The sequence below is a fragment of the Zhouia amylolytica AD3 genome (assembly GCF_000511935.2).
In the GTDB taxonomy this organism is placed as follows: domain Bacteria; phylum Bacteroidota; class Bacteroidia; order Flavobacteriales; family Flavobacteriaceae; genus Zhouia; species Zhouia amylolytica.
Window position 1 is genome coordinate 15,901 of sequence record NZ_AYXY01000023.1, and the last position, 24,545, is coordinate 40,445.

At 39.1% G+C, this 24,545-nt stretch carries 12 protein-coding genes; all 12 read right to left on the bottom strand.

Translation table 11 applies throughout. From position 1 onward, the window contains the following. Positions 1–52: 52 nt before the first annotated feature. The 12 genes from P278_RS10950 to P278_RS11005 all read right to left on the bottom strand — a co-directional run bounded on the left by P278_RS10950 (position 53) and on the right by P278_RS11005 (position 24,513). Positions 53–1,915, bottom strand: coding sequence for a SusD/RagB family nutrient-binding outer membrane lipoprotein (locus P278_RS10950; protein WP_051413528.1), 1,863 nt, complete (start codon positions 1,913–1,915; stop codon positions 53–55). 8 nt (positions 1,916–1,923) lie between these two features. Next, positions 1,924–5,322 carry a SusC/RagA family TonB-linked outer membrane protein gene (locus P278_RS10955; RefSeq protein WP_038266613.1) on the bottom strand — a complete coding sequence of 1,133 codons (3,399 nt, stop codon included), beginning with the start codon at positions 5,320–5,322 and terminating at the stop codon, positions 1,924–1,926. A gap of 223 nt (positions 5,323–5,545) precedes the next feature. Further along, on the bottom strand, positions 5,546–7,021 hold the full coding sequence (locus P278_RS10960; RefSeq protein ID WP_235444281.1) for an alpha-L-fucosidase: 1,476 nt from the start codon (positions 7,019–7,021) through the stop codon (positions 5,546–5,548). An 11-nt stretch (positions 7,022–7,032) separates the two neighbouring features. Beyond that, entirely contained in the window at positions 7,033–9,249 is a 2,217-nt protein-coding gene (locus P278_RS10965; protein WP_038266616.1) for a DUF4838 domain-containing protein, read from the bottom strand. 13 nt (positions 9,250–9,262) lie between these two features. After that, a complete protein-coding gene (locus tag P278_RS10970) occupies positions 9,263–11,902 on the bottom strand; it encodes a glycoside hydrolase family 3 protein (RefSeq protein WP_038266618.1) in 2,640 nt (879 codons plus the stop codon). Positions 11,903–12,079: 177 nt separating this feature from the next. Then, the gene (locus P278_RS10975) at positions 12,080–14,308 is read right to left on the bottom strand and encodes a GH92 family glycosyl hydrolase (RefSeq protein ID WP_038266620.1); all 2,229 of its coding nucleotides are present in this window, start codon (positions 14,306–14,308) and stop codon (positions 12,080–12,082) included. Between the two features lie 2 nt (positions 14,309–14,310). After that, entirely contained in the window at positions 14,311–16,641 is a 2,331-nt protein-coding gene (locus P278_RS10980; protein ID WP_038266622.1) for a glycoside hydrolase family 20 protein, read from the bottom strand. Between the two features lie 20 nt (positions 16,642–16,661). Further along, a complete protein-coding gene (locus P278_RS10985; RefSeq protein ID WP_038266624.1) occupies positions 16,662–18,773 on the bottom strand; it encodes a c-type cytochrome domain-containing protein in 2,112 nt (703 codons plus the stop codon). A gap of 9 nt (positions 18,774–18,782) precedes the next feature. Further along, complete coding sequence (locus P278_RS10990) at positions 18,783–19,595, bottom strand: chitobiase/beta-hexosaminidase C-terminal domain-containing protein (protein ID WP_038266626.1); 813 nt, start codon at positions 19,593–19,595, stop codon at positions 18,783–18,785. After that, the gene (locus P278_RS10995; protein ID WP_038266629.1) at positions 19,592–20,644 is read right to left on the bottom strand and encodes an NHL repeat-containing protein; all 1,053 of its coding nucleotides are present in this window, start codon (positions 20,642–20,644) and stop codon (positions 19,592–19,594) included. The genes P278_RS10990 and P278_RS10995 overlap by 4 nt, the downstream gene beginning before the upstream one ends. 1 nt (position 20,645) lies before the next feature. Next, entirely contained in the window at positions 20,646–22,121 is a 1,476-nt protein-coding gene (locus tag P278_RS11000) for a DUF1501 domain-containing protein (RefSeq protein ID WP_038266631.1), read from the bottom strand. A gap of 4 nt (positions 22,122–22,125) precedes the next feature. Further along, positions 22,126–24,513, bottom strand: a complete 2,388-nt coding sequence (locus P278_RS11005) for a PSD1 and planctomycete cytochrome C domain-containing protein (RefSeq protein WP_235444282.1) — start codon at positions 24,511–24,513, stop codon at positions 22,126–22,128. Between the last annotated feature and the right edge of the window lie 32 nt (positions 24,514–24,545).

The window sequence follows — 24,545 nt, forward strand, 5'->3', positions numbered from 1 at the left end:
GGCCTTTTTAAACACAATAAAAAACTATATAAACTAACTAAATGAGAACTTTTTAATTATTAGGTCCTACACCATAATTAGGATTCTCCTTATCAAACCAGATTCTTTCAGTATTCAAAGTAGCAGGATCGTTTGTACCTGTGGTAAACCCTTGCTCTTCGATAGCACTTGCACGATTCTCAAAGTTCGCGTCATCTCCAGTTGGAGTTTCGATGGTAAATCTACGTGGAATTGTAAGCTCTGAACCTGAAGCTAAAAGCGCTTCTCTCGGGAAGTATGCACTTCCTGTTTTAGGCACACCTGAACGTCTAACCAAAGTCCACAAATCTCCAGGAGTTGCAGCAAAATTGATATACTGCTGGATGTATACTTTTTCTAATCCATCTGTACTTAAATCGTAAGCAGGCTGTGTTAATAAATCAGCGATTTCTCCAGCTCTTAATTTAGTAGCGGCAGCTTCCGCTTCCGCTTCATCCGTATAAACGGGATCAGATTCATAATAAGGCTGTCCGTTATTCTCTGCTAAAGCATCCAATCTTAGTACAGAAAGCTCAACACCTCTATTGAAGTATTCCTGAGCCGTACCCGGAATATTAGCACCCAACAATTTAAATTCAGCTAAATATAAATTTGTTTCTGCAGAAGAACCTAAAATAACCTCTAATGAAGGGAAGTTATCTCTCTTTTCAATCACTCTTCCTCCTGGTCTTGTTGGGTATGTATAGTTAATACCAGTTCTTGTAATTCTTTCAGAATAAGAAGAAGTTGAAGCATAGGTCTTTTCTACACCATCAAGACTAATTCTATTCAATTCACTTTGCTGAAAATAAGGATCATTAGTCGCATCGAAACGCTCATCCGGAGATAATGGTGCTCCGAAATAACGAACCCATGGCTCACCTGGCGCTTCCCAACCTGCAAAGTTACCATCAACATCTGTCATTACATATTGCTCAACATACGGAGGAAGGTCTTTTCCTGCATCTATAAACGCCTGAACCACCTCTGCATTGAATCCGTTTTTAGTAAACAAGTAACGTACTCTTGGATCTTTATTTGCAATCAAGAAATCAACAACATTCTTACCTGCAGCTCCAGGCTGGTTACCGTTACCTGTACCGAAATAATTTTTATCTCTTTTATAGATAAAATCATCATCAAGGCTATTCATATATCCTACCGGTGAGTTAGCTACTTCTTCAGCAATTGATAAAGCTTTCGCTCTGTCTTTATTCACTAATCTTGCAGCAATTTTCAACTTTAAAAGGTTACAAAACTTAGCCCATTTGGTGTAATCACCTCCATAAACAACGTCTTGTCCTCCAATATCCAATTGATTAGAAGCCGTAAGACTTTCAATAGCCATATCTAATTCCTCTAACCATGTATTGAACATCAATTCCTGATTATCGTATACCGGAGTCAATAAAGCAGGGGTTGTATACGAAGCTAAAGCAGCTTCAGTATATGGTAACGAACCCTGATTATCAGTAACCGTAAGGTATGGCTGAATCAATGTTGGTACAGTCATCGCTTTCATAGCTTGCATACCAGCTTGTTCCTCTGCAGGCAAGGCATCAATTCTGAACCTTACATCTCTTACATTTGAATAAAGTGAAGGATAAAGTTGCTGATTCCCGTAAGGTCCCATCACAACAAAATCTTCATTGTTACCTACCCCAACGCCAGTTAACTGACTCCATGGGAACACATAATCGAAATTCGTATAGAACCAAATCGTATAATCGTTATTATACATTAGTTCGACAGATTTAGCCACTGAGAAACGTAAATCCGGTTCGGACAAATCTGATGGATTACTGTTAAGATCCGCAAAATGGTCTTTATCACAGCCTACAAAAGCAATTGCGAGTAGCGCTAATGATGTGTGAAATATATTTTTAATTTTCATCATATTATCTTTTAAAAGTCAATAGCTATTGTCATGGTATAAGACGCAGTGTAAGGGATAAATCCTCTTTCCTGGAATGACTCAGTACTTGTAGTACCTCTAAAACTTTCTGGATTCAGGTTATTTGGTAATGAATTATACAAATACCCTAAATTTCTTGCATTTACACCAACATAGAAGTTTCTAGCTCCGATTTTACTACTTACAGTATTTGGAAGGTTATATCCTAATGAAATATTTCTTAGCGCGATATACTTCACCTCATTAAACCAGTTGTCATTAACAACCCCTTGTCCCCATGAGTTTGTAAAATAATTATAGAAACTAGCGTGAGTAGGCTCTACAAAACCTTGATCGTAAGCTTCCTGATAAGTCATTCCACCCACATCAACAGAATTTCCGTTTGGTGCAGTAACGGTTTGTCCTTCAGCAAATACACCATCAGGAATTACACCATCACTAAATTGCTGTCCCTGAGTATCGCTGTATTGAGAAGTCCAAGACTGACCTCCATACTCTGGAGCTCTTCCATACAATGAAGTCTCTAACCATCCGTATGAAGTACCATATTTGTTAGAGTAAGAAGCAATATGCCCACCATATCTTGCATCTAATAGCACAGATAAAGTAAGTCCTTTATATGTAAACGTATTGTTCAATGATCCTTCAAAGTCAGGCTGTATCTTACCTACTTTTTCCACTTCATAACTTCTTTCGTAATAAGCACCTCTTCTCGAGTCACTCCATACGAATATTGGCATTCCGTTTCTTGGATCATTCGGATCGTCAGACTGCCATGTCTTAGGCTTACTATCACTCATTAAAGTACCGTATTCTCCTCCTTCGAAGGCTACCGCACCTACTCTAAAGTTACCGTAATTCACATAACCTCCAAGCACTTTGTACTCTCCTAATGCTTCATGCATCTCAGTAATCTTGGTGGTGTTTTTCCAATAATTAAAAGTAGCATCCCAACGGAAGTCTTCTGTTTTAATTGGTGTACCAGTAACTTTTAATTCTACACCATAGTTTGAAAGTGTACCAATATTGGTAAAGATTCTGCCATATCCAGATTCAGCAGGAACCGGGATATCACCGATCTGATTTGTAATATCTTCTTTATAGTAAGCAAAATCAAAACCTAATCTATTGTCAAAGAATCGAATATCTGCACCGATCTCATAAGAGTTCTTTCTCTCCGGCTCGATACTTCTATCGATTGCTGTAGTACTGATACCATTTGTATAAATAAAGGTACCATCATTCATTTCATAGGTATCCAGGTTATAACCCTGGTTCAGGAAATAAGGAGTTGTATCACTACCTACCTGAGCCCATGAAGCTCTTAGTTTACCAAAAGTAAACCAATCTGGCGTATCGAATGTTTCAGTAAATATCCAAGAAGAACTTACAGAAGGGTAGAAATATGAATAATTTCCATCTCCGTTACTATAAACTAATGCAGAAGACCAGTCATTTCTTCCTGTAATATCTAAGAACAATTGATCTTTGTAACCGAAGCTTGAAAGGAAGTATAAAGAATTAATCTTTTTAGTTCCAAAAACTCTAGCTTCTGTTCTTGCAGTTCTCTTAGAGTTGTTAAGGAAATATCTTCCCGGAACAATTAAACCACCATCGGTCCATGATCTGGTTTGTGATTTTTCCTGGCTCCATGCTTCAGCACCAAGCAATAATTGACCAGTAATATCAGGAGTAATATTCTTCTGGAAGTTAGCTGTAAACTTACCTGTTTTACTAACATCCTGAAAATGTCCTAACTCATAATACCCACCTTCATTCTGAAAACCTTGTCCAAGGTTTTTAACTTCCGTCTTAACATTATAAGAGTTCATGTTCGCTTCAGCGGTAAGCGTAATCCAGTCATTCACATTCGCAGTTAATCGAACGATTGGACGAATAACTTCTTCGTTACGCTCATTATTATTCATATTGTAAGAGAACCACAATCCTCTTGCCGGAACATAAGCATAATCATCACCATAAGCAGCATTAGGAACACCGCCATGTGCAGCCTGCCAGTATTGACGCTGACTGTATTTTTCTGCATCATAATAGTTTGACCAGGTACCATCAAAGAACAATTGAGAAATATCATTTCTTGGGTTCTTAGCGGTTGAAAGCGTATAAGAAATCGACGCGTCAGCTTTTAACCAATCTGTAAGCTCATGTGCTCCTCTGAACATTAAAGCATCTCTGTCGAATGTATTATTTGGTAACGTACCTTCTCTGTCATTTCTTGAATACGAAAGGTAGAAATTACCTTTTTCATGACCACCACTCATTGAAACAGACGTGTTGGTGTTCCAACCTGTATCGTATGCCTTAAGAACCCCATCTTTAACCGGGCTATAAGTAGTCATTTCACCATCGAACCCTACCATTGGTCTTCCATCAAAACGAGGACCGTAACCAGCCCATCCCCATGGATGATTAATTTTAGTTGGATCTCCATCCTGATTTGTATAAAACTGGTCCGTAGAGAAACGGTAGTAATTACCATCGGCATCTCTTTCACCATAATTAGTATACCCAGCTAATGCACCAGGACCAAATTCGTATTGTACATCAGGTTGATTGTAAACGTGATCAACACCCATAGATTGCTTTATAGAAACACCTATACCTCTTGATGCTGAACCGTCTTTAGTTTCAATCAATACCACCCCGTTCAAACCTCTGGATCCATAAAGAGCTGTTGCAGCTGCACCTTTAAGTACCGAAACACTCTTATAGTCATCCGGGTTTAAGTTCTTTAATATGTTACCAAAGTCATTTGAACTTGCATTCCAGTCTGCACTTGCACCTGTAACGTTATTCTCAAGAATAACTCCATCAACTACAAATATCGGTTGGTTATTGTTTGAGTTCAATGCTGAAATACCACGAATCTGGATTTTAGAATTACCAAACATACCACCATCTGAAGCTCCAATACTAACACCAGCAGCCTGACCTTGTAAAGCCTCTACCGGATTTACAGTATTCGTTTTTGCTAATTCTTCACCTTTTACCTCAGACATTGCATAACCAATCTTTTTGGTTTCCTTTTTAATACCTAAAGCAGTAACAACAACCTCATCTAACTGTTGCGTATCTTCGGTCATTGATACATTAACCACCGTCTTACCGGCGATTGTTATTTCCTGAGTTGTAAACCCAACATAAGAGAACACCAATACTCCGTCAGAAGGAGCTGACAAGGAATAGTTCCCGTCAAAATCGGTTGAAGTTCCAGTACTTGTACCTTTTACCATAACTGTCACGCCTGGTAAAGGAACACCATCAGATGCCCCAGTAACTGTACCTGTAATCGTTTTGTCTTGCGCCCAAATTGTCTGTCCAGACAACAAGCAGACAAATACCATAATGGTTAGTAGCTTTTTACACATACTTCTTGTTTAATGTTTAAAAATTAATTTAAATTGGTTGACCGTGTCTTAGCCATAAAACACTGGTATAAATGTTATAATAAGGTTAAATTATAGGAAAGATTTTCGACCGACAACTAATTAGAAAAGCTGAATAACGAAAACGATATCGCTTTCACTATTCAGCTTTTGAATACTTAATTTTTTGAAGAATTTTCGGTGTTTTAACCTAAAAAATTATTTATTATTTTATTTTAACAACAAATGCTGCGCTTTCCCCTAATTTACTCGCTATTTTATTAGGAATCGTCACCTTAAAACTCCCATTTCCCTTTTCAATCTGACATCTAACGTTTTCCCCTAAGACTTTAGCTTTTGCTTTGTTTTTTAACGCAAATGGCACCTCAATTGTAGTTGGTATTTCTGTCTGATTTTCATCAACTAAATAAATAAGATAGATAGAACCATCTTCTTTTGATGTAAGACAAATATTATCAAATTTATAAGGAGCAATTGGCTTTGTTCCATAAATTGCCTCACTGTTTACATCCATCCATGCTCCTATTTCCTCTAAAAGGTCATAAGCTCCCTGATCCCATTCTCCTTGAGCATTTGGGGCAACATTTAGTAGCAGGTTACCTCCTTTTGCTACGATATCCACCAACATATGAACAGCTTCTCTTCCAGACATATATTGAGCGTTTGGACTCCAGGACCATCCACCTCCGGAAATAATACATGATTCCCATGGGTACGGTAATGGCTTCTCAGGAACTCTGTTCTCAGGAGTTAAATAGTTTTGATTTTTGCCATGAACCGCCCTGTCCACTACGATCAATCCAGGTTGTTTTTCACGAGCTTTTTCTACCAGCTCATCCATTTTGATGTCCTGATCGATGATACGGTGTTTTACATAGCCAGTCTCATCACTTTTGGCCTGACGATCATACCAGCTGGTAATTTCTGACTTAGGAGTTTTAGCAACCCAACCTCCATCTAACCACAAAATATCTATATCACCATAATCGGTTAATAATTCCAAAATCTGGTTGTGTGTAAAATCAACAAACTTATTCCATTTTTCAGGATAGGCTTTAGGGTCGTAATTTACATTTCTATCTTTAGGAGGAAAATAAGGATCCCAATAGTATTCTGAATGCCAATCAGGCTTAGAAAAGTAAGCTCCTGCCCACATATCCTCATTCCTGAATGCTTCAAAGACTTCTTTTGCCACATTAGATCGAGGGTTAGAGGCAAACGGAGAATTTGTTCCAGATATCTTATAATCTGTATATTTTGAATCGAACATCGAAAATCCATCGTGATGCTTCGTAGTAAATACCACGTATTTCATTCCTGCATTTTTTGCAGCTTTCGCCCACTTTTCAGGGTTAAACTTCACAGGATTAAATGTCTTTTGAAGGTCTTCGTACTCTTGTTTATAAGCAAAATAGTTTTCCGGATTTGAACCTTTTTTACGTTCACACCAACCGTATTCTTCCGGGCATAACGACCAAGACTCTACAATACCCCATTGACTGTAAGCACCCCAATGCATTAGCAGTCCAAATTTCAAATCTTGCCATTCATCTAATTTTTCTAATACTGCTGGGTCGGTTTCCGGCACATAACGCTCATCTTCATAAACAGCCTGGGAAAAACCAACCTGAATACCGGATAATACCAAAAACAACACAAAGAGTTTTGTAATTTTCATCATTAAAGTAAAAGTTAATTAATTATTATTTCATCTATAAAAATCCAGGAAGGCAAGCCTGCTGCATGATGCCAGTATGGTGCTTCCTTTAAGTTTTCTGCAATTATTTTCACGTACCGCGCACTCACAGGATCAAAATCCAACTTAAAGTACTGGATATCATTTATCTTGCTTTCTTTATTGAGAGGCATTGGATTCTGAATCGAGCCAATCTTTTTAAATTCCACTCCATCATTCGACACATAATAGGTAACCTTTGAAGGATAGAAGACTATATGGTTGGTTACTTGTAAAAAGGCACTTGAAACGGTACTGATCTCTTTCAATCCTTCCAGATCAACAACTGCATCCAGGTCATTTCCTTCAAAGCCCAACCAATTCGCATAAAAGTTATTGCCTCCCAATGCTCCATCGGTAAGGGTCTGCGGATCCTCATCCGCATATTTCTTAGGCTTCGTATTCAGAACCACCTTTTTTCCTTTGGCGATATTAGGCTGTTTCGCCACCTCAATGGCTTTTCTATAAGCATCGCAATATTCATTTACCGTAAACCCCATCTCATTCATCATGGTTATATTCCATTGTTCACAAGTGGACTTAAATTTATCGAGTAAAGCAACTACCGCTTGATTTACTCCTGCTTCAGTTTTATTAGTTAATGAATAATCCTCAGAAATCCCTTTGCGACATGCTTCTAAAACTGCGTAATCTACTCCCAGTCTAGCCGCTTTCACTCGCTCTTGCACCTGAGGTTTATGTTTTACGGCTGCTTCAGCAGCATCAAAAATACTTGTATACTGTTTTAGCTTTTCAGGATTCAAATATGAAGAAAAAGCCTGTGAAGGATCACCATACAGAAACAAGAAGAAATCCTTATCATCCTGTATTCCCTTATGTATGGTATCGACATATTGCTTTATATAGGTTCCAGCCTCCTGATAGTAACCATCTGTAAACACTGTCATCAAACTATCTAAATTCAGATCAGGGTTCCATAATAATTTAGCCGTTACATAAGAACGTAATTCGAACAATTCGCTTGGGTTATTGCTATGTTGTTCAAACACCCATTTAACATTATTATCTCTAAACAATTTAATGTTTGGCTGCAGTGTATGGATATTTGGAAAGGGGGCTAAGAAATTAGTAAACTGGGTCGTATAATCCCAAATCCGAATTTTATCCGTTAACTTACCCCACCCCTTTAAATCCTCCGCAAAAGCTTCACACTTATTTTCAATGGAGCCACTTCTATCACATTCAATAGAACACAAGGTAACCAGCACGTTTTCATCAGGCCTTGTTTTAGAAGGTTTTCGAGTGTACTGATAGGCCAATGTTGAAATGGTTTTGTCCGGAAATCGTTCCGCTACTTTATTGACAAACCGAATCATCGTACCGGCATGACTACCCTCCTCTTCATCAATTGCTTTACAGGTATCACATTCACAGTGCTGCTGATTATCATTCTGACTCACAGATGCTACCGTAGCTTCCGGATGCTTCTCAAATAGCGATGCTACCGAATCAATTACGATCCGCAATACCTCCGGGTTAGTCAAACACAATTGGGTCGGCAATCTTTTACCATTTCTAAGCGCAAAATACTCAGGGTACTCTTTATAAAACTGTTCTTCCGGAATAAATTTATGAAACGTATGCACCCTGGCTTCAGGAACATAAAAAGGAAATGATTTTTTGGTCACTTTATGTTCATCCGCAAAGGTATGATTTTCATAAAAAAGCCTTGAATGCACCGTTCTAACTTCTATTTCAGGACGGTATACATAATTCAGGTTTTTATCAAGAACCACGTTCTCCATCTCCGGAATACTAGCAACATCCGGGGTATACCAATCACAACCCAAATACTGCTCTAAAAACACATATACTGCATCCATCAGCGCTTTATCAGACCCTCCATAAATAACCAGGTCCTGGTCTTCTGATCTTATGCCTATTTCTTCATTATCCCCATCAAGGGTTTTCAAATAAATTGATTTAACTCCTTCTGTTCCCAATTTCACAGGAACCTTTACCGAAGTAATCTTTTGAAGGTAATCCTGAAGAACCGCTGCCGCCTTTTTCTCTTCTTCTGAAGCTTTTTCATCCAAAACGATCGTATAATCAGTATGTCCTTTATCAATAAGGACCAACTTGTCTTTACTACAGGATACCAATAGTAACAGCAGTAATAATAACTGATATGCTTTGAAAGATCTCAACTTCATAATTTATATTTTTTTAGTTAGTCACCTCGAATGATGTCTTTATGGTATCCATTGAATTTCCTCCAACCATTACCTGAAACTTACCGGGTTCAACCACTCTTTTCATATCTCTATTCCAGATTGCCAGTTCTTCGGGAGTAAGTTCAAATATCACTTCCTTCGTTTCTCCTTTTTTGATAAACACACGTTTAAAGCCCTTTAAAGCTTTACGTGGGGTTGTTACCGAAGAATATACATCATTGATATACAACTGAACAACCTCTTCCCCGTCATAGTCACCGGTATTCGATACATTTACGGAAACCTCTACACTCTCATCCTTGCCAATGGTCTCAGCACTTAATTTAAGGTTGTCGTAGTTAAATGTGGTATAACTTAAGCCATATCCAAAATGATATAGAGGATCTTCGCTTTCTTCCACATATCTGTGAATAGCCGATGGCTTTTGATTGTAGTATATTGGCAACTGTCCTACAGATTTCGGTACGGTAATAGACAACCTTCCTGCAGGATTATAATCTCCAAAGAGCACATCTGCTATAGCTTGTCCCCCTTTTTCACCCGGAAACCAGGCTTCCAGAACAGATGGCACATTTTTATCGATCCAGTTAACAGACAACGGACGGCCATTAAGCAGTACGCAAACCACAGGTGTTCCGGTCTTTTGTATGGCCTGTATCAATTCTAATTGTTTACCATGGAGATCTAAAGTTGCGACATCCCGGTTTTCTTCCACAAGCTCTCTTGATTCTCCTATTACCACTACAGCTACGTCGGCCTTTTCAGCAATAGCAACTGCCGGATTGAAATCAACTTTTTTCAGGTTCCATCTCAAATGTGCACGGGCTCCCCAGCCTCCTTCCCACATTTCGATACGCACTTTGTACTTTCGACCTGCTTCAAAATTCATCGGATAGGTTACTATGTTAGTAGATCCTTTTGTCCAATTATCGACGATAAGTTTATCGTCTACCCACATTCTTACACCATCATCTGAACTTAAGCCCAGCCAACCTTCAAAAGAGGTGGTTGGCTTTAAGAAACCAGTCCATCGAATCGAAAATTGATCATCAGGCACTCCTTCTCCGGGAGACCATGGCCAATCGAATTCAAGTTCATCATCAACTCTGGTTAAAACAGGTTCACCTTTGAGGCTTCTATTGTCGAAATATTCTCCTTTAAGGCCATTCGAGGATTCATCGGGAGTCCACAAGTTCTCTGAAGATATAATCTGTCCTTTTATGATTAAAGGAACACCCTCCTCATAAAACACATTCACCTTATCTCCTACCTTTTCTTTGATTCCCTCTAGTACTGTAATCGCTTCTTTATTTCTTACCGCATATCCTCCAAGACGGGTTTCATCGGCATTAGGTCCTATAACTGCTATTGATTTAACATCATCATTAAAGGGTAATAAGTTCCCATCATTTTTCAACAGGGTTACCGATTTTTGAGCTGCCTGTAATGCAATATTCTGGTGTTTTTCCGTATGATACAGCTTATCAAACAGTTTTGCATCTGTATATGGATCTTCAAATAATCCTAACAAAAACTTAAGTCTTAAAACACCTCCTGCTGCTCTGTCGATGGCATCCATACTCAAGTCTCCTTCATTCACTAATTCAACAAGCGTTTTTTGCCAAAACTCATTAGAGAAATCATAGAACTGCATATCAACCCCTGCTGCTACAGATTGTTTAATCGCATCTTTTGGAGAGTCAGCTACATAATGCGTCGTCTGCACATATTTAATAGCTCCCAGGTCTGAAATAACGATACCTTTAAAACCCCATTCATTTCGCAACACATCTGTAAGCAGCCATTCGTTTGCTGCACAAGGGATTCCATCTAATTCAGTATAGGCGCACATTGTTCCAAGTGCTCCTCCTTCGACAAAGGCTTTTTCAAAAACGGGTAAAAAATCTTCTCTGGCTGTACGTTCACCTACGATTATCGGCGATGAATTTCCTCCGGCTTGTGGATAACTGTGTACTGCAAAGTGTTTTGGCTCCGCTATTATAGAAGTAGAAGAAGCCAAAGTATCACCCTGGATTCCTTTTATCATAGCGAGTCCCATTTCACTAGCCTGATAGGTGTCTTCACCAAAAGTTTCAGCTACACGACCCCAACGCGGTTCACGACCAATTCCTAAAACCGGTCCCAGGCCGTAATGCACACCTCTGATTCGTGCTTCAGTTCCAATTACCCGTCCGACTTCATACATCAATTCAGTATCCCAGGTTGCACCCAAACCAATATTCATAGGAAATGCAGTGGCTCCATCATCCACATATCCATGTAACATTTCACACATGATAAGCGCAGGTATTCCCCATCGGTTATTCTTTATGACATGTTTTTGTAAATCATTAATCATTTTAGCTGATCTTGGGTAGATATCGTGTATTGCGCCTACTCCCAAATCATTTATATGCCCGACGGTTTTCTTTTTATCGAATTTTTCATCCGTTTTAAAATTCTCACCCCGGTACATATCCATCTGACGCACCTTTTCTTCAAGGCTCATCCTTTTTAATAAATCTTGTACGCGTTCTTCTACTGGTAAAGAGGCATCCTGATAGGGAAATTTGTTTTGTCCATTTAAACAAAACACCCCTAAAAGAACGACTATAAAGCTTAGTTTTTTCATTAGTTTGTCAGTTATTTTTCTCACTAAGTGAGCTTTAAATTGCTCCGACACTTGTCCTTGTTAAACATTCTCCACGAGATTTCACGGAACTAATGTCGGACTGTTTGTTTGTTTTTATGCTAACCTGCCTGAATAATAAATTCAGGCAGGCACTTCACAGGCTTAGCCTGAGGTAGTTTATTTCAATATTATTTCCATTTTCCCGGAAGAGGTTAGCTCATCGTGATCGATAAAAAAGCTTCTGATGTTTTTACCTTCTAATTTTACTTCTGAGATAATTCCATCATTCCCTTGTTTCTCTATTACCAGTGTACTATTGTCATAATAGTTTTCATCGAGATGAATGGTAACCTTATCAAAAACAGGGGTGGTAATCGTATACATTGGTGCCGCCGGAGTTACGGGATATATTCCCATCATTGCATAAATAACCCATGCAGACATCGTTCCGGTGTCGTCATTTCCTGGAAGTCCGGCAGGTTTATTCGTAAAATATTCCGCGATTAATTCATGAACTCTATTTTGGGCTTTATACTCATATCCCTTACAATAGTTATATAAAAAAGGATAGGCAATATCAGGTTCATTAGCCATATCGAATTGCCCTTTTTCAAAGATGTTATCAAGTTGTGTAACGAATTTTTTATTACTCCCAACCAACTTAATGTTTCCTTTGATATCATGAGGATTCATAAAGGCATACTGCCAGGCATTACCCTCAATATACCCTACATTTTTCTCAAAATTTGCTCCTTTATTCGGATCGAAGGGCTTATACCACTCTCCATTGCTATATTTAGGACGTAGCAGTTCAAATTCTTTATCAAAAAGCTTTCTATAGGATAAAGAACGCTTATAATACGTTTTATAATCTTCTTTCTTCCCGAGGGCTTTGGCGAACTGAGCTATTGCATAATCAGAAATATTATATTCCTGCGTAGTGGAAACGGGACCTCCTATTTTACTATCAACACTCACATACCCATTTTTTATATATTCTTCCAAGCCCGGGCGAAGCGGGTTATTTTCAATCTGATTGGCCCCCTTAAGCATCGCTTCATATGCTTTGTCAACATCAAAACCTTTAATCCCTCTCAAATAGGTGTCTGAAATAACGACAGAAGCAGGATCACCAACCATGGTAAAAGTTTCTGTTGAATTTAGTTCCCATTTAGGCAGCCAACCATTTTCATCATACATCTGCAACATACTGTTAACCATGTTCAATTGCTGATCAGGATACAATAACGACATTAACTGATGATAATTTCTATAGGTATCCCATAGCGAAAATACCGTAAATCGCGTTCCACTGGTTTTACCAATTTTTCCAGTACCGATTTCAGGGTATTCACCATTGTAATCATTCAGGGTATTGGGATGAATCTGCGTATGATATAATGCCGTGTAAAAAACAGTTTTCTCATCTTCAGTACCACCTTCAACTTCTATGGTAGACAATGCCTTATTCCATTCATTTTTCGTTTTGTCATACACTTGATCAAAAGACATATCACCCACCTCTTTTTCCAGGTTTTGTCTGGCGTTTTCTATACTCACATAGGAAACTCCAATTTTCACTTCCACCTGAGTCTGTTTATCAAAATTATAGGTAACATAGGCTCCAATACTATCTCCGACAACTTCTCGCGTGTACCCTTTCATAATTCTGGTCTTCCCATTGTAGCCCATCCATTGCGCCTCAACGCCCTCATATTTATAAGGCTTATTCCAGATGGCGAATTCTTCTGCCGGTTTTGAAAATTTAGCCACAAAATAAACAGGATACGCCTGTTCGGGACTATTATAACAAAAAGACCCTACATTTCTAAAACCTTCTATTTCATCAGGAGCAACCATCTTTACCATACCTCCTTGTTCATTGGTTAAGCCTAACCCAAGGTTTAAAAGGATATTCGACTTTCCAGCCGGAAAGGTATATCGGGTAACACCAACCCTGGTAGATGCAGTAGCCTCTGCTTTTACATTATATTTTGACAGATTCACGGAATAATAACCGGCTGTTGCCTTTTCGTCCGTATAGGTGGTTCCATAATTCAAGTGATTGGTTTCTACCGCACCGGTTGTTGGCATGGTAATTACCACTCCAAGATCAGGACAACCTACACCACTCAAATTAACATGGGTAAAACCGGTAAGGAATGTATTTTGATGCACATACGGGTTTGACAACCAACGACTGTCTTTTTCGTGTGGTAAATTTTGTGGTCCGGCGACATTAAAAGGTGAAACACTCGCCATTCCTCTTGGTGCAATAGCTCCCGGATTTGTGGCTCCGTAATTCGATGTCCCTATAAAAGGATTCACATATTCAACGGCTTGTTTTTGGGCAGTAAGCATACTGCCCAAAAAGAAAAGCCCTAAAGTTATTTTCTTTAAATTCATTTTTATTCTACTATAATTTCATCAACAAAGAGAAACACACCACCACCAGTAGGTGTTTGTTTCAGGTTCGTAGCTTTCACCTTAATATAACGTGCGCTCTTTTTCTCAAAAGTCACCTCAAAGTCTTTAATGGTTGCATCTCCAGTGGCAGCATAAGCTCTTTCTGTTTTACCCGCAGACACAAAGTTCTGTCCGTCGTCAGAAGTCCACACCTCAACCATGGTTGGGTAGTATATTCCAGGACCCTGATTTTCCAACGCTCCCACAGAAACTTTTGAAACCTCTGTAGGTTCATCAAGATCTATAACCACTTCCATGTCTTTAGCCAGCCATGCTTGCCATTGACCATCGTGAAAATTCTTGGTACCTCTCAATACATTCACCTGCGTAGTTGCACCAGCACCCTGGTACCTATCGTTCACCTCTGTATTATAAGTTACCTTCTTACCAACCGCCTTATGATATTTAAAGGTTTTTTCAAATACTGCCCCTAAAGGTTTATCATTCTCGAAATAAGAAGCCTTAATTGTGGTAGTCTCTGTAATTTGAATTGGCTTGTCATAGGAAACAGCATCGGTATTTAAATCGCCATCATTAAGAACATATCTTATGTCAGAATTCTCGATCTCGTTCGCTAGTGAAACAGATACAGCACCCGTGTTCTCATCAACAATAGCCTCTTCTCTAATAGTGTACACACTCTGAGCATAATTGATTCCCATAGCTGCAAAACGATCGAACATTGGAATAATCCGTGTCGTAAATTCATTCCAGCTTCTACCTTCCTTAGGGCTCCACAGTGTTTCTGACAAAGCAGCTATTCTTGGATAAATCATATATTCAGACTGATCGGTATCAGGTATATATTCAGCCCATAAATTGGCTTGACCGCCAAGTACATGCTTTGCTTGCTCATCAGACATCCCATCGACAGTTGGATCAAACTCATATACTTTACTCAAAGGAGTATATCCACCCCATGCAGCTGGCTCTGAATCCTGAGGCCCTTGATAATGATCGAAATAACAATGTGATCCCGGAGTCATTACTACATCATGGCCTTGCTCTGACGCTTCTAAACCACCTTTTACACCTCTCCAGCTCATTACGGTAGCTCCCGGAGCCAAACCGCCTTCGAGAATTTCATCCCATCCAATAAGGATACGATCTTTTGAACTAATAAAACGTTCCATCCTTTTGATGAAATAGCTTTGAAGTTCTTCTACATTTTCAAGTCCTTCCGCTTTGATTCGTTTCTGACAATGCGGACATTTTTCCCAATTCGTTTTAGTTGCTTCATCTCCTCCTACATGGATGTATTTTGAAGGAAACAAATCCATCACTTCTACGAGTACATTTTCAAGAAATTCAAAAGTTGATTCTTTCCCTGCACAATAAATATCAGTGATAGGCCATAAACCTCCTGATGGCACAGATATAGGAGTTTCAAAACAAGATAAAGAAGGATATGCTGCAACCGCACTACTTACGTGTGCAGGCATTTCAATTTCCGGTACAACGGTAATTCCTCGCTTTTCGGCATAAGCCACTATTTCTTTTATATCCTCTTGGGTATAAAAGCCACCGTAGGTACCCTTTTCATCCGCTTTTGCTCTGGGTCTTGCATTCCAGTGTTTATCTTCCTGGTCAACCCTGTAAGCACCTACTTCGGTCAGTTTTGGGTATTTTTTAATTTCTATGCGCCATCCCTGATCATCTACCAAATGCAGGTGTAGTGTATTCATCTTTAGATATGATAAACGATCGATGGTCTTCATCACATAATCTTTTTCAAAAAAATGACGAGAAACATCCAGCATAAGTCCTCTCCATTTGTATCGTGGGGCATCAGCAATATTGACGTTTGGAACTTCCCATGATACATCTGCACTTACCGTGTTCTTTTCTACGGCTACCGGCAGTAATTGTCTTAACGTTTCTATACCGTAAACAAATCCACTTAAACCTGAAGCCTCTATAACGATATTATCATCACCAACCACCAATGTATAGGCTTCTGCTCCAAGCTGTGAATTATCTTTTAAAATAACGAAATTAGAAGAAGGCTGTTCTTTAGTTAATTCAAGCTCCAAACCTGCAGCTGTTTTAAACCTGTCAATCAATATTTGCGCTGCTTGCAACTGGGTATCTGAGGTAACTACAAATTTTGTATCAGCATCAAAGATGAATGATCCCTGGTTAAGGGTTAACTCTTTGGGTTGAGGAATGATTTTTATATCCGATTCTGTAAAAGTTGTTTTTTGTTTTTGGCAGCCAACCTGTAATAAAACCGCCAGCGCTAAAATAAGTACACGTTTAAAATTCACTTTCATATATTAATTTAAGTTGTTATTTACCATATTAAAACCTCATCTATAAACAACCAGGCATCGCTTCCAGCTCCATCGTGCCATTTCGGCAACTTACCATAGTTATTCACTACAATTTTTAGATTTTTGATCGCTGTTTTAGGGAAGTTTAAAGTAAAGCGCTGTTTCTTATCTTCCATTATATCGCCGCGACGGCTAGTTTCTTGTTCACTCAGCTTTGTATAGTTCCCGTTTTCATCTTTGGTATAAACGGAAATTGATTTTGGGAAAAATATCCAACTGCTAACGTCTTCCAGACAGCTTATAGTAATATTTTCGAGCTCTTTTGCTTCTCCCAGCGTAATTTCAGCCACCATATCATCTCCTTCAAACCCCGCCCATTTACCGTCTGAGAAACTTGTAGTTCCTTCAACCAGATCAAAAAGTTTCCCGGATCCGGGGTATTTTTTATTGGGCTCTTTTTCAAGTTGAAAATCTTCAACTACATATTTAACTTTAAAGTATTCTCTAGTAACAACAGGGCTGGGCAACCAGTCATTTTTAAAAGCCTTTGCCTTAAAAATCAGAGGTTCCTCAATAAGCAATGTTTCCGGCATTGGCTCTGAATCTGAATCCGGATCGGAACCATCTGTAGTATAGTAGAATTGGACATTTCTAACCTGACTACTTAGTTTCACCTGAACTGTATCTAAAAAAACCGATTTATTGCTATTGAACTCAGGCGGATTTAAAGTAGCGTCTTCAGTAAATCCTTCAAAAACCCCTGAAATAAGTTCTACATTGCTGGATTTGGCAATCATTGCCAATGCCTTATCATCCATTTTTGTATTCCATACATACATCTTTTCAGGTTGTACCTTTTCGAGAAGAAGACTCAATCCTTTTTCTGATACTTCTGTATTATGAAGATTCAGTATTTTCAGTTTGGAGATTTCCTCCAGATGAACCAATACCTTATCCGTAATAAGTGTATTATCTAATTTAAGGAATCTTACATTTTTAAAAGCCTCCAGATAAGTCCCTAAATCATCATTAAAATCACTCCCTCCTAAATCTAATTCCTTCACCTGCTCTGCCACATTTTCAAGTAAACGCATTGCATTTTTATCGATCTTTTTCGGAAGGTACTTTACACTTAAAAACGATTTATCGGCCACTATCTTCTGTACCCGAAAGCCATTGTCTATTAATGCCCGGATATCAGCTAAATCAGCCTCTTCCGGCTCCACCTCTTCTTCCACCACATAGGCTTCAAGCAACTTATTTATGGTATCGTTTTTTTGATAGGCTACCACTTTGTTATTAAAATCAGCCCCATGATCAATCCAATAGGATAGCAAATAAGCCTCTTCTTCCGTAACTTGCTTTTTCCCTTTTGGCGGCATATGGTGATCATCTTCCAACGGCAAGTGAAGAACCTTCACCAGCATACTCTCTTTTGAATCTCCTGCGCTAATAACCTTCCCGTTTTCTCCTCCCTTTAGGATCTCGCTCATTGTTTTCAATGATAAGTCTCCTTTCTTTTTTTCAGGGTTATGGCAACTGATACATTTATTATCAAGTATCGGATACACTATATCATTGAAATAATGCAAACTGTCTACGGTTGCAACTTTATCAGGTTCAGGTTTTGATTGCAGGTGTTCTGTTAAAAAATCACTGCCATGGGTTAGTACACTACCATAATGACCTGCCACAGTAATAGCTATAAGCGTAAGAACAAAGCATGGAAAAAAACTTCTTTTTACAGCACTGGATTCACTTAAAGACATCAGGAAGAGCACTGTAATCAACAGAGCGGTAAGGATTCCTGTATACAAATGCAGGTTTAGTGTTTTTTCTTCATAACCACCTTCAAGGGATAAGAAATAGCCGAAAACCGCTGCTAAAATTGCAAAGAAGCTACTAAAAGCTAAACCTTTCCTTACAATTTCCTTTGGGTATGTTTTTTTTACTCTTCCCGCTACATCCAGAAAGAAAACCAGCAAGATTGCACCTATTGGAAGGTGTAGAATCATGGGGTGCAGTCTTCCCAAAAACCCTGTAATACCAGAAACAGCATCGCCGGTATCTGCGAAGGCTATTTGCGCTATTAATAATCCTGCTATTACTGATATGTGTCTTTTTAATTTCATTGGGGGAAATTATTCATCGATAATAATCTCATCTATAAAATGCCATGCTCTGGTGCCTTTACCATCATGCCATTGAGGAATTTCTTTTAGATTCTCTATCTTAATTTTGAAATATTTACCTGTTCTATTAATTGGAATTTCGACATTTTTCAAGGCGGTATCATCTCCTTTTTTCTCAGTTTCAATCTCCACCATACCTACCTGGGTATAATCTTGCTTATCGTCAGAAACCCAAACAGTTATTTTAGCTGGCGAAAAGATCCATGCTCCCGTAGCTGACATATTACCAATAATGACTTTGGTTGCTTTGTTTTCAGATGGCATTTCCAGTTCAACGACTACATCTTCATCAAACCCCATCCATCTACCATCAGAATAACTGTTTGATCCTTTTTGATTATCAATTAGGGTATTCACTCCATTTCCAGGATATTTGGCATTGATTTCATTTAACATTGACACTTCGCGAACCTTAATCCCGCTCTTATAAAAAGTAACGGTACTTATTTCACTGGACTGTAAAAAAGGATGGTATGCCTTAAAAGAATAAACCCCGGGATTGGTTACTTTTATAGGTTCTGTATATTCAGGCGATGTTTCATCAGGAGCGGTACCATCTGAAGTATAATGAATTTCAACATCCGGATAAGGTAGTGAAGCTTTTAAGGTGGCAACAGAATCTATCACCAAATTCGAAGCTACCAAAGTTGGCGCAACTAAGGCAACCGCCTCCGATTGTAAATACTTATTAGCTTTGGAGTCCTTATCGATCTTACAGCCTGAGATCAATATCAGCCCCAATAAAACAACTAGATTTTTCATACTCTGGTAAGTTTTATAGGGTATGTCTGTCCGGAATTCCATTGAGCCACATAAATACTATCATCTTCATCAACACAGACATCATGAGGATGCTGAAACAGCCTAATAGTCTGGTATAATTGATCTAATTGATGGTTTTCGTAAACCGGCTTTGTAGCACCCGGGCATGAAACCACCTGATCCTGATCATCCATAATTAACAAAAATCCTGAATCGTCGTTGGCTGCTTCCTTTGATTTTAACACTGCAAAATAAACTTCATTATTGTGAATTACAGGACGACAGATTAGGGCTCCAGGCACTGGAATTGAAGATAGATATTCACCTTCCAGGCTAAACTTTTTAAGCACATTCTGTTCGCGAGCTGTTATAAGTAAACATGGATTCGCCTTGTCTCTATTATCGTAGCAGATACCATGGGCATTTATAAACTGGTGCTCTTCTCTTCCTCTTCCTCCAAATACGTTCAACAATTCTCCTTTATGATTATAATGCAAAATGAACTGATTCCCATAGCCGTCTGCAATATAAAAGTCTCCGTTCTCAAGCACAGTGGTCTCCGTAGGCTTGTATGCCTCCTTTTGAGCATAATGACCGGTATCCAACGGACAATCAAGGGTCATCACCACTTTGCCATCAATGGTTGTTTTGATAACCTGGTGTCGTTCATAATCTGTAATAAACAGGAAGTCCTCCCCATTTTCCTTGGCCAGGGTTAGTCCGTGTCCACCCGGATATTCCGTCCCCCATTTATCCAAAAGTTTACCTGACTTATCATAAATGAGCACATTATTTTTTGTATGATTGGTTAGCATTACAATACGCCCTTGAGAATCCTGAACAATTTCATGACAGTCCTTTACAGGTGTCTTGGCTGGGTCGAGGTTGCCCCAATTCAGGTTAACTTTGTAGCGGTGATTGTTATGACCTATAATTATATCGTTATTTCTATCAATACTGAAGGCACTGCTTAATTGTGAAAATGTGAGTAAACCTCCTGTGGCTAAAGCCGATTTTTTAAGAAAACTTCTTCTTCCGGATTGCATCATTTTACCCTATTAAATCATTAATTACATTACCCGCAACATCCGTAAGCCTGAAACGTCTCCCCTGATGCTTATAGGTCATTCTTTCATGATCAACGCCCATTAAATGCAGGATCGTAGCGTGAAGATCGTGAACATGTACAGGATCTTTTACCACATTATATCCAAACTCATCTGTTTCACCATAGGTGAAACCAGGTTTCACTCCTCCTCCTGCCATAAAAATAGAGAAACATTTAGGGTGGTGATCACGGCCATAATTAGTATCTGTTAATACTCCCTGACTGTAATTTGTTCTTCCAAACTCCCCGCCCCAAATAACCAGGGTATCTTCTAATAATCCACGTTGTTTTAGATCCATAATTAAAGCAGCGGTCGGTTGATCTACATCCTTCGCCTGCTTTTCGATTTGGCCCGGTAAATTGTCGTGTTGATCCCATCCCATGTGATACAACTGCACAAAGCGCACATCTTTTTCCAGTAATCTTCTCGCTAGTATACAGTTTGCAGCGTAAGTCCCCGGCTTATATGAATCAGGACCATACATTCTAAAAATATGGTCAGGTTCATCATCTATATTCATCGTTTCAGGTACCGAAGTTTGCATTTTATAGGCCATTTCGTATTGGGCTATTCTGCTATTGATCTCGGGATCTCCAAACTTCTCTTCTTGAAAATGATTCATTTCAGCCAAGTGGTCGAGCATTTTACGTCTTTCTGCCCGCGACATTCCATCAGGATCTTTAAGATATAAAACAGGATCTTTCCCTGCTCTGAATTGCACTCCCTGATGTAAGGAACTCAAGAATCCGTTCCCCCATAATCTTGAATATAATGGTTGCCCGTTGAGTCTGCCGGTTCCTCTTGAAAGCAATACTGAGAAGGTAGGCAGGTTATCATTCATGCTTCCCAAGCCGTAACTCATCCAGGAGCCCATACTCGGTCTTCCCGATTGTTGCGAGCCCGTTTGAAAAAATGTAATGGCCGGATCGTGATTGATAGCCTCTGTATGCATCGTTTTTACAAAACAAAGTTCATCGGCAATTTTAGCCGTATAAGGCATTAAATCACTTACCCATGCTCTTGACTGCCCATACTGATTAAATTTATATTGACTTCCAACCAACGGAAAATTAGCCTGACCTGATGTCATTCCTGTTAGTCGCTGTCCCATCCTTACTGATTCCGGTAAATCGGTTCCCCTAAGTTTGTGAAGTAAGGGTTTATAATCAAACAACTCTAATTGCGATGGCCCTCCACTTTGAAAAAGGTATACTACTCTTTTAGCTTTTGGAGCAAAATGAGGTAAATTAAGAGGTCCGTTTCCAAGATCAGGCATTGCCTGAGCATTTGAATTGGCACCAAAAATCTTCAGCGGATCAGTCATAGCAGCCATGGCGAGACCACCGAGTGCCAAGCTGGCATTTTTAATAAAATGCCTCCGATTATTATGATTAAAATGCTTATACAATTCACTCATAGCCTTAAATTTTGGTTACCGCTTCGTCGAGGTTAAAGATCATGTTTGCCAGTAAGGTATAAGCTCTCAATTGATGCTTGGAAATATCAGCAGGAATTTCTCTGGCACCTATTTCCAGGATCGCAAAAGCCTCTTCTGAGTTATCACCATCTTCTTCAATGTCATCTAAATAAGAGATGCAGTTTTCCAACTCCTTCTGGGATGGATATCTTGAAAGTACGCTTCTAAATATATGTTTTATACGTTCTTCTCTGGACAAGGTTTCGTTCTGTAGGGTCGTGGTTGCTAACACCCGTGAAGCCTCAACAACCTGCGGATCATTCAATAGTACTAATGCCTGCAATGGCGTACTCGTTTTTTGACGTTTTACTTCACAAAAATCCCTGGTTGCAGCATCAAAAGTTATCATCGATGGTGGCGGCACTGTTCGTTTCCAAAAAGTATACAAACTTCTTCTGTAAAGACTTTTCCCTGTATCGGGTATATACTTCGTTAATCCAACCCCGGAAGTCGTTTCTGCCCACAAACCCGGAGGCTGATATGGCTTAACACTAGGTCCGCCAATTTTTTCTTCCAGGAGACCACTTGTAGCCAAGACGTTATCTCTGATAACTTCTGCAGGCAATTTATATCGTGGTGATCTGGCAAGCAATATATTATCCGGATCTGTTTTTAAAAGTTTTGGTGTTATTTTAGATGACTGTTGATAGGTAGCAGACATGGCTATTTTTTTCAACATTGCTTTAATATCCCATCCGCTGTCTTTAAAAGATACAGCCATCCAGTCAAGTAATTCCGGATGGGTAGGCAAAGCTCCCTGACTACCAAAGTCGTCAGAAGTAGCAACAATCCCAACACCAAACATATGTTGCCAAAGTCTGTTTACATAGACTCTTGAAGTTAATGGATTATCATCATCAAAAAACCATTCAGCTAATCCCAATCTATTGTTTTCAAATTTATCTGAGAATTCCAAAACACTTTCAGGGGTATTAAAGGAAACTTCCTTCCCCTTTGCATCATACACTCCTCTTTCGAGCAGGTATGTCTTTCGCAATCCCGGTGCGTCTTTCATAACCATCAAGTCAATCTTATTGACAGAATCAGGCATTTGAATGAACGACAAGTTATCGTTTACCTCTTCATCCGTAAGGGTAATGAAAGGGGCCGGAGTTTCATTATATTCAATTCTACCTTTTTCATCAAGTTGATTAAAAAAGGTGTACATGCCGTAAAACTCTTCCTGCGAAAGCGGATCGTATTTATGATCATGACAACGGGCACATTCCATGGTAAGCCCCATTAGAGCCTTTGAAGTAGTACTGGTCCTGTCAACTACATACTCAACGCGATATTCTTCATCGATAACTCCTCCCTCTTGTGTTATTTTATGATTTCGATTAAATCCGGAAGCCACAATCTGCTCCATAGAAGCATTTGGCATAAGATCTCCTGCCAATTGCCATTTGATAAATTTATCATAAGGCAAATTTTCGTTAAACGCATGAATCACCCAATCTCGCCAAGGCCACATGACGCGTTCTAAATCGTCCTGATACCCATGACTATCGGCATAGCGGGCTATATCCATCCAGCCGGAAGCCATTCGTTCTCCATAGGCATCAGAAGCCAGTAGTTTGTCCACTACCTTTTCATAGGCATCACTACTTTGGTCACTTAAAAATTCATCGATATCTTCTAAACTTGGAGGCAATCCGGTCAAATCCAAATAAACTCTTCTCAACAGGGTTTCTTTATCGGCTTTTTCGGATGGAGACAATCCTTCGGACTCTATTTTTGCCAGGATAAAATAATCTATTTCATTTTTGGGCCAGGACGTGTTTCCAACCTCTGGCGCCTCTTTTTTCTTAGGTTTTACAAAAGCCCAATGATCGCTCCAAACCGCACCTTGCTCAATCCATTTTTTAAGCACTTGTTTTTCATTACCGGATAGTTTAAGATTCGATTCCGGAGGTGGCATTTGCGTTTTAGGGTCTTCCGAAAAAATGCGTTTCATGGCAATACTATTTTCGAAATCACCAGGGACAATGGCAAATGCATGCGCATCATCCTTTAAGGCTGCATAGGCTCCTTCTTTTGTGTCTATTCTAAAATCAGCTTCACGCGTTCCACCATCCGGCCCATGACAAGCATAGCATTTATCAGACAAAATAGGTTTTACGTGTAAGCTGTAATCTATAACATCAGGTAAACCAACATCACCAACTGCTGCGGCCCCCTCTGAACCATTATGTTCATCAGATTTAATAACCTTTAAATCTCCTTCGGAAGGCCTGTTTAAAAACATCTTAAACAAAAACAAAAAGAGAAATGGCACTATAAAGAACCATAGTGATTTCCATTTTTTTGGTAAGTGTTTTTTGATGGTCATAAATTTATTTTAAGTAAAAAATAGTTGCATAT

What these genes read in the sequence shown, in the direction of transcription:
- P278_RS10950 (WP_051413528.1), bottom strand. Translation starts at nt 1,915, where the DNA reads ATGATGAAAATTAAAAATATATTTCACACATCATTAGCGCTACTCGCA.
- P278_RS10955 (WP_038266613.1), bottom strand. Translation starts at nt 5,322, where the DNA reads ATGTGTAAAAAGCTACTAACCATTATGGTATTTGTCTGCTTGTTGTCT.
- P278_RS10960 (WP_235444281.1), bottom strand. Translation starts at nt 7,021, where the DNA reads ATGATGAAAATTACAAAACTCTTTGTGTTGTTTTTGGTATTATCCGGT.
- P278_RS10965 (WP_038266616.1), bottom strand. Translation starts at nt 9,249, where the DNA reads ATGAAGTTGAGATCTTTCAAAGCATATCAGTTATTATTACTGCTGTTA.
- P278_RS10970 (WP_038266618.1), bottom strand. Translation starts at nt 11,902, where the DNA reads ATGAAAAAACTAAGCTTTATAGTCGTTCTTTTAGGGGTGTTTTGTTTA.
- P278_RS10975 (WP_038266620.1), bottom strand. Translation starts at nt 14,308, where the DNA reads ATGAATTTAAAGAAAATAACTTTAGGGCTTTTCTTTTTGGGCAGTATG.
- P278_RS10980 (WP_038266622.1), bottom strand. Translation starts at nt 16,641, where the DNA reads ATGAAAGTGAATTTTAAACGTGTACTTATTTTAGCGCTGGCGGTTTTA.
- P278_RS10985 (WP_038266624.1), bottom strand. Translation starts at nt 18,773, where the DNA reads ATGAAATTAAAAAGACACATATCAGTAATAGCAGGATTATTAATAGCG.
- P278_RS10990 (WP_038266626.1), bottom strand. Translation starts at nt 19,595, where the DNA reads ATGAAAAATCTAGTTGTTTTATTGGGGCTGATATTGATCTCAGGCTGT.
- P278_RS10995 (WP_038266629.1), bottom strand. Translation starts at nt 20,644, where the DNA reads ATGATGCAATCCGGAAGAAGAAGTTTTCTTAAAAAATCGGCTTTAGCC.
- P278_RS11000 (WP_038266631.1), bottom strand. Translation starts at nt 22,121, where the DNA reads ATGAGTGAATTGTATAAGCATTTTAATCATAATAATCGGAGGCATTTT.
- P278_RS11005 (WP_235444282.1), bottom strand. Translation starts at nt 24,513, where the DNA reads ATGACCATCAAAAAACACTTACCAAAAAAATGGAAATCACTATGGTTC.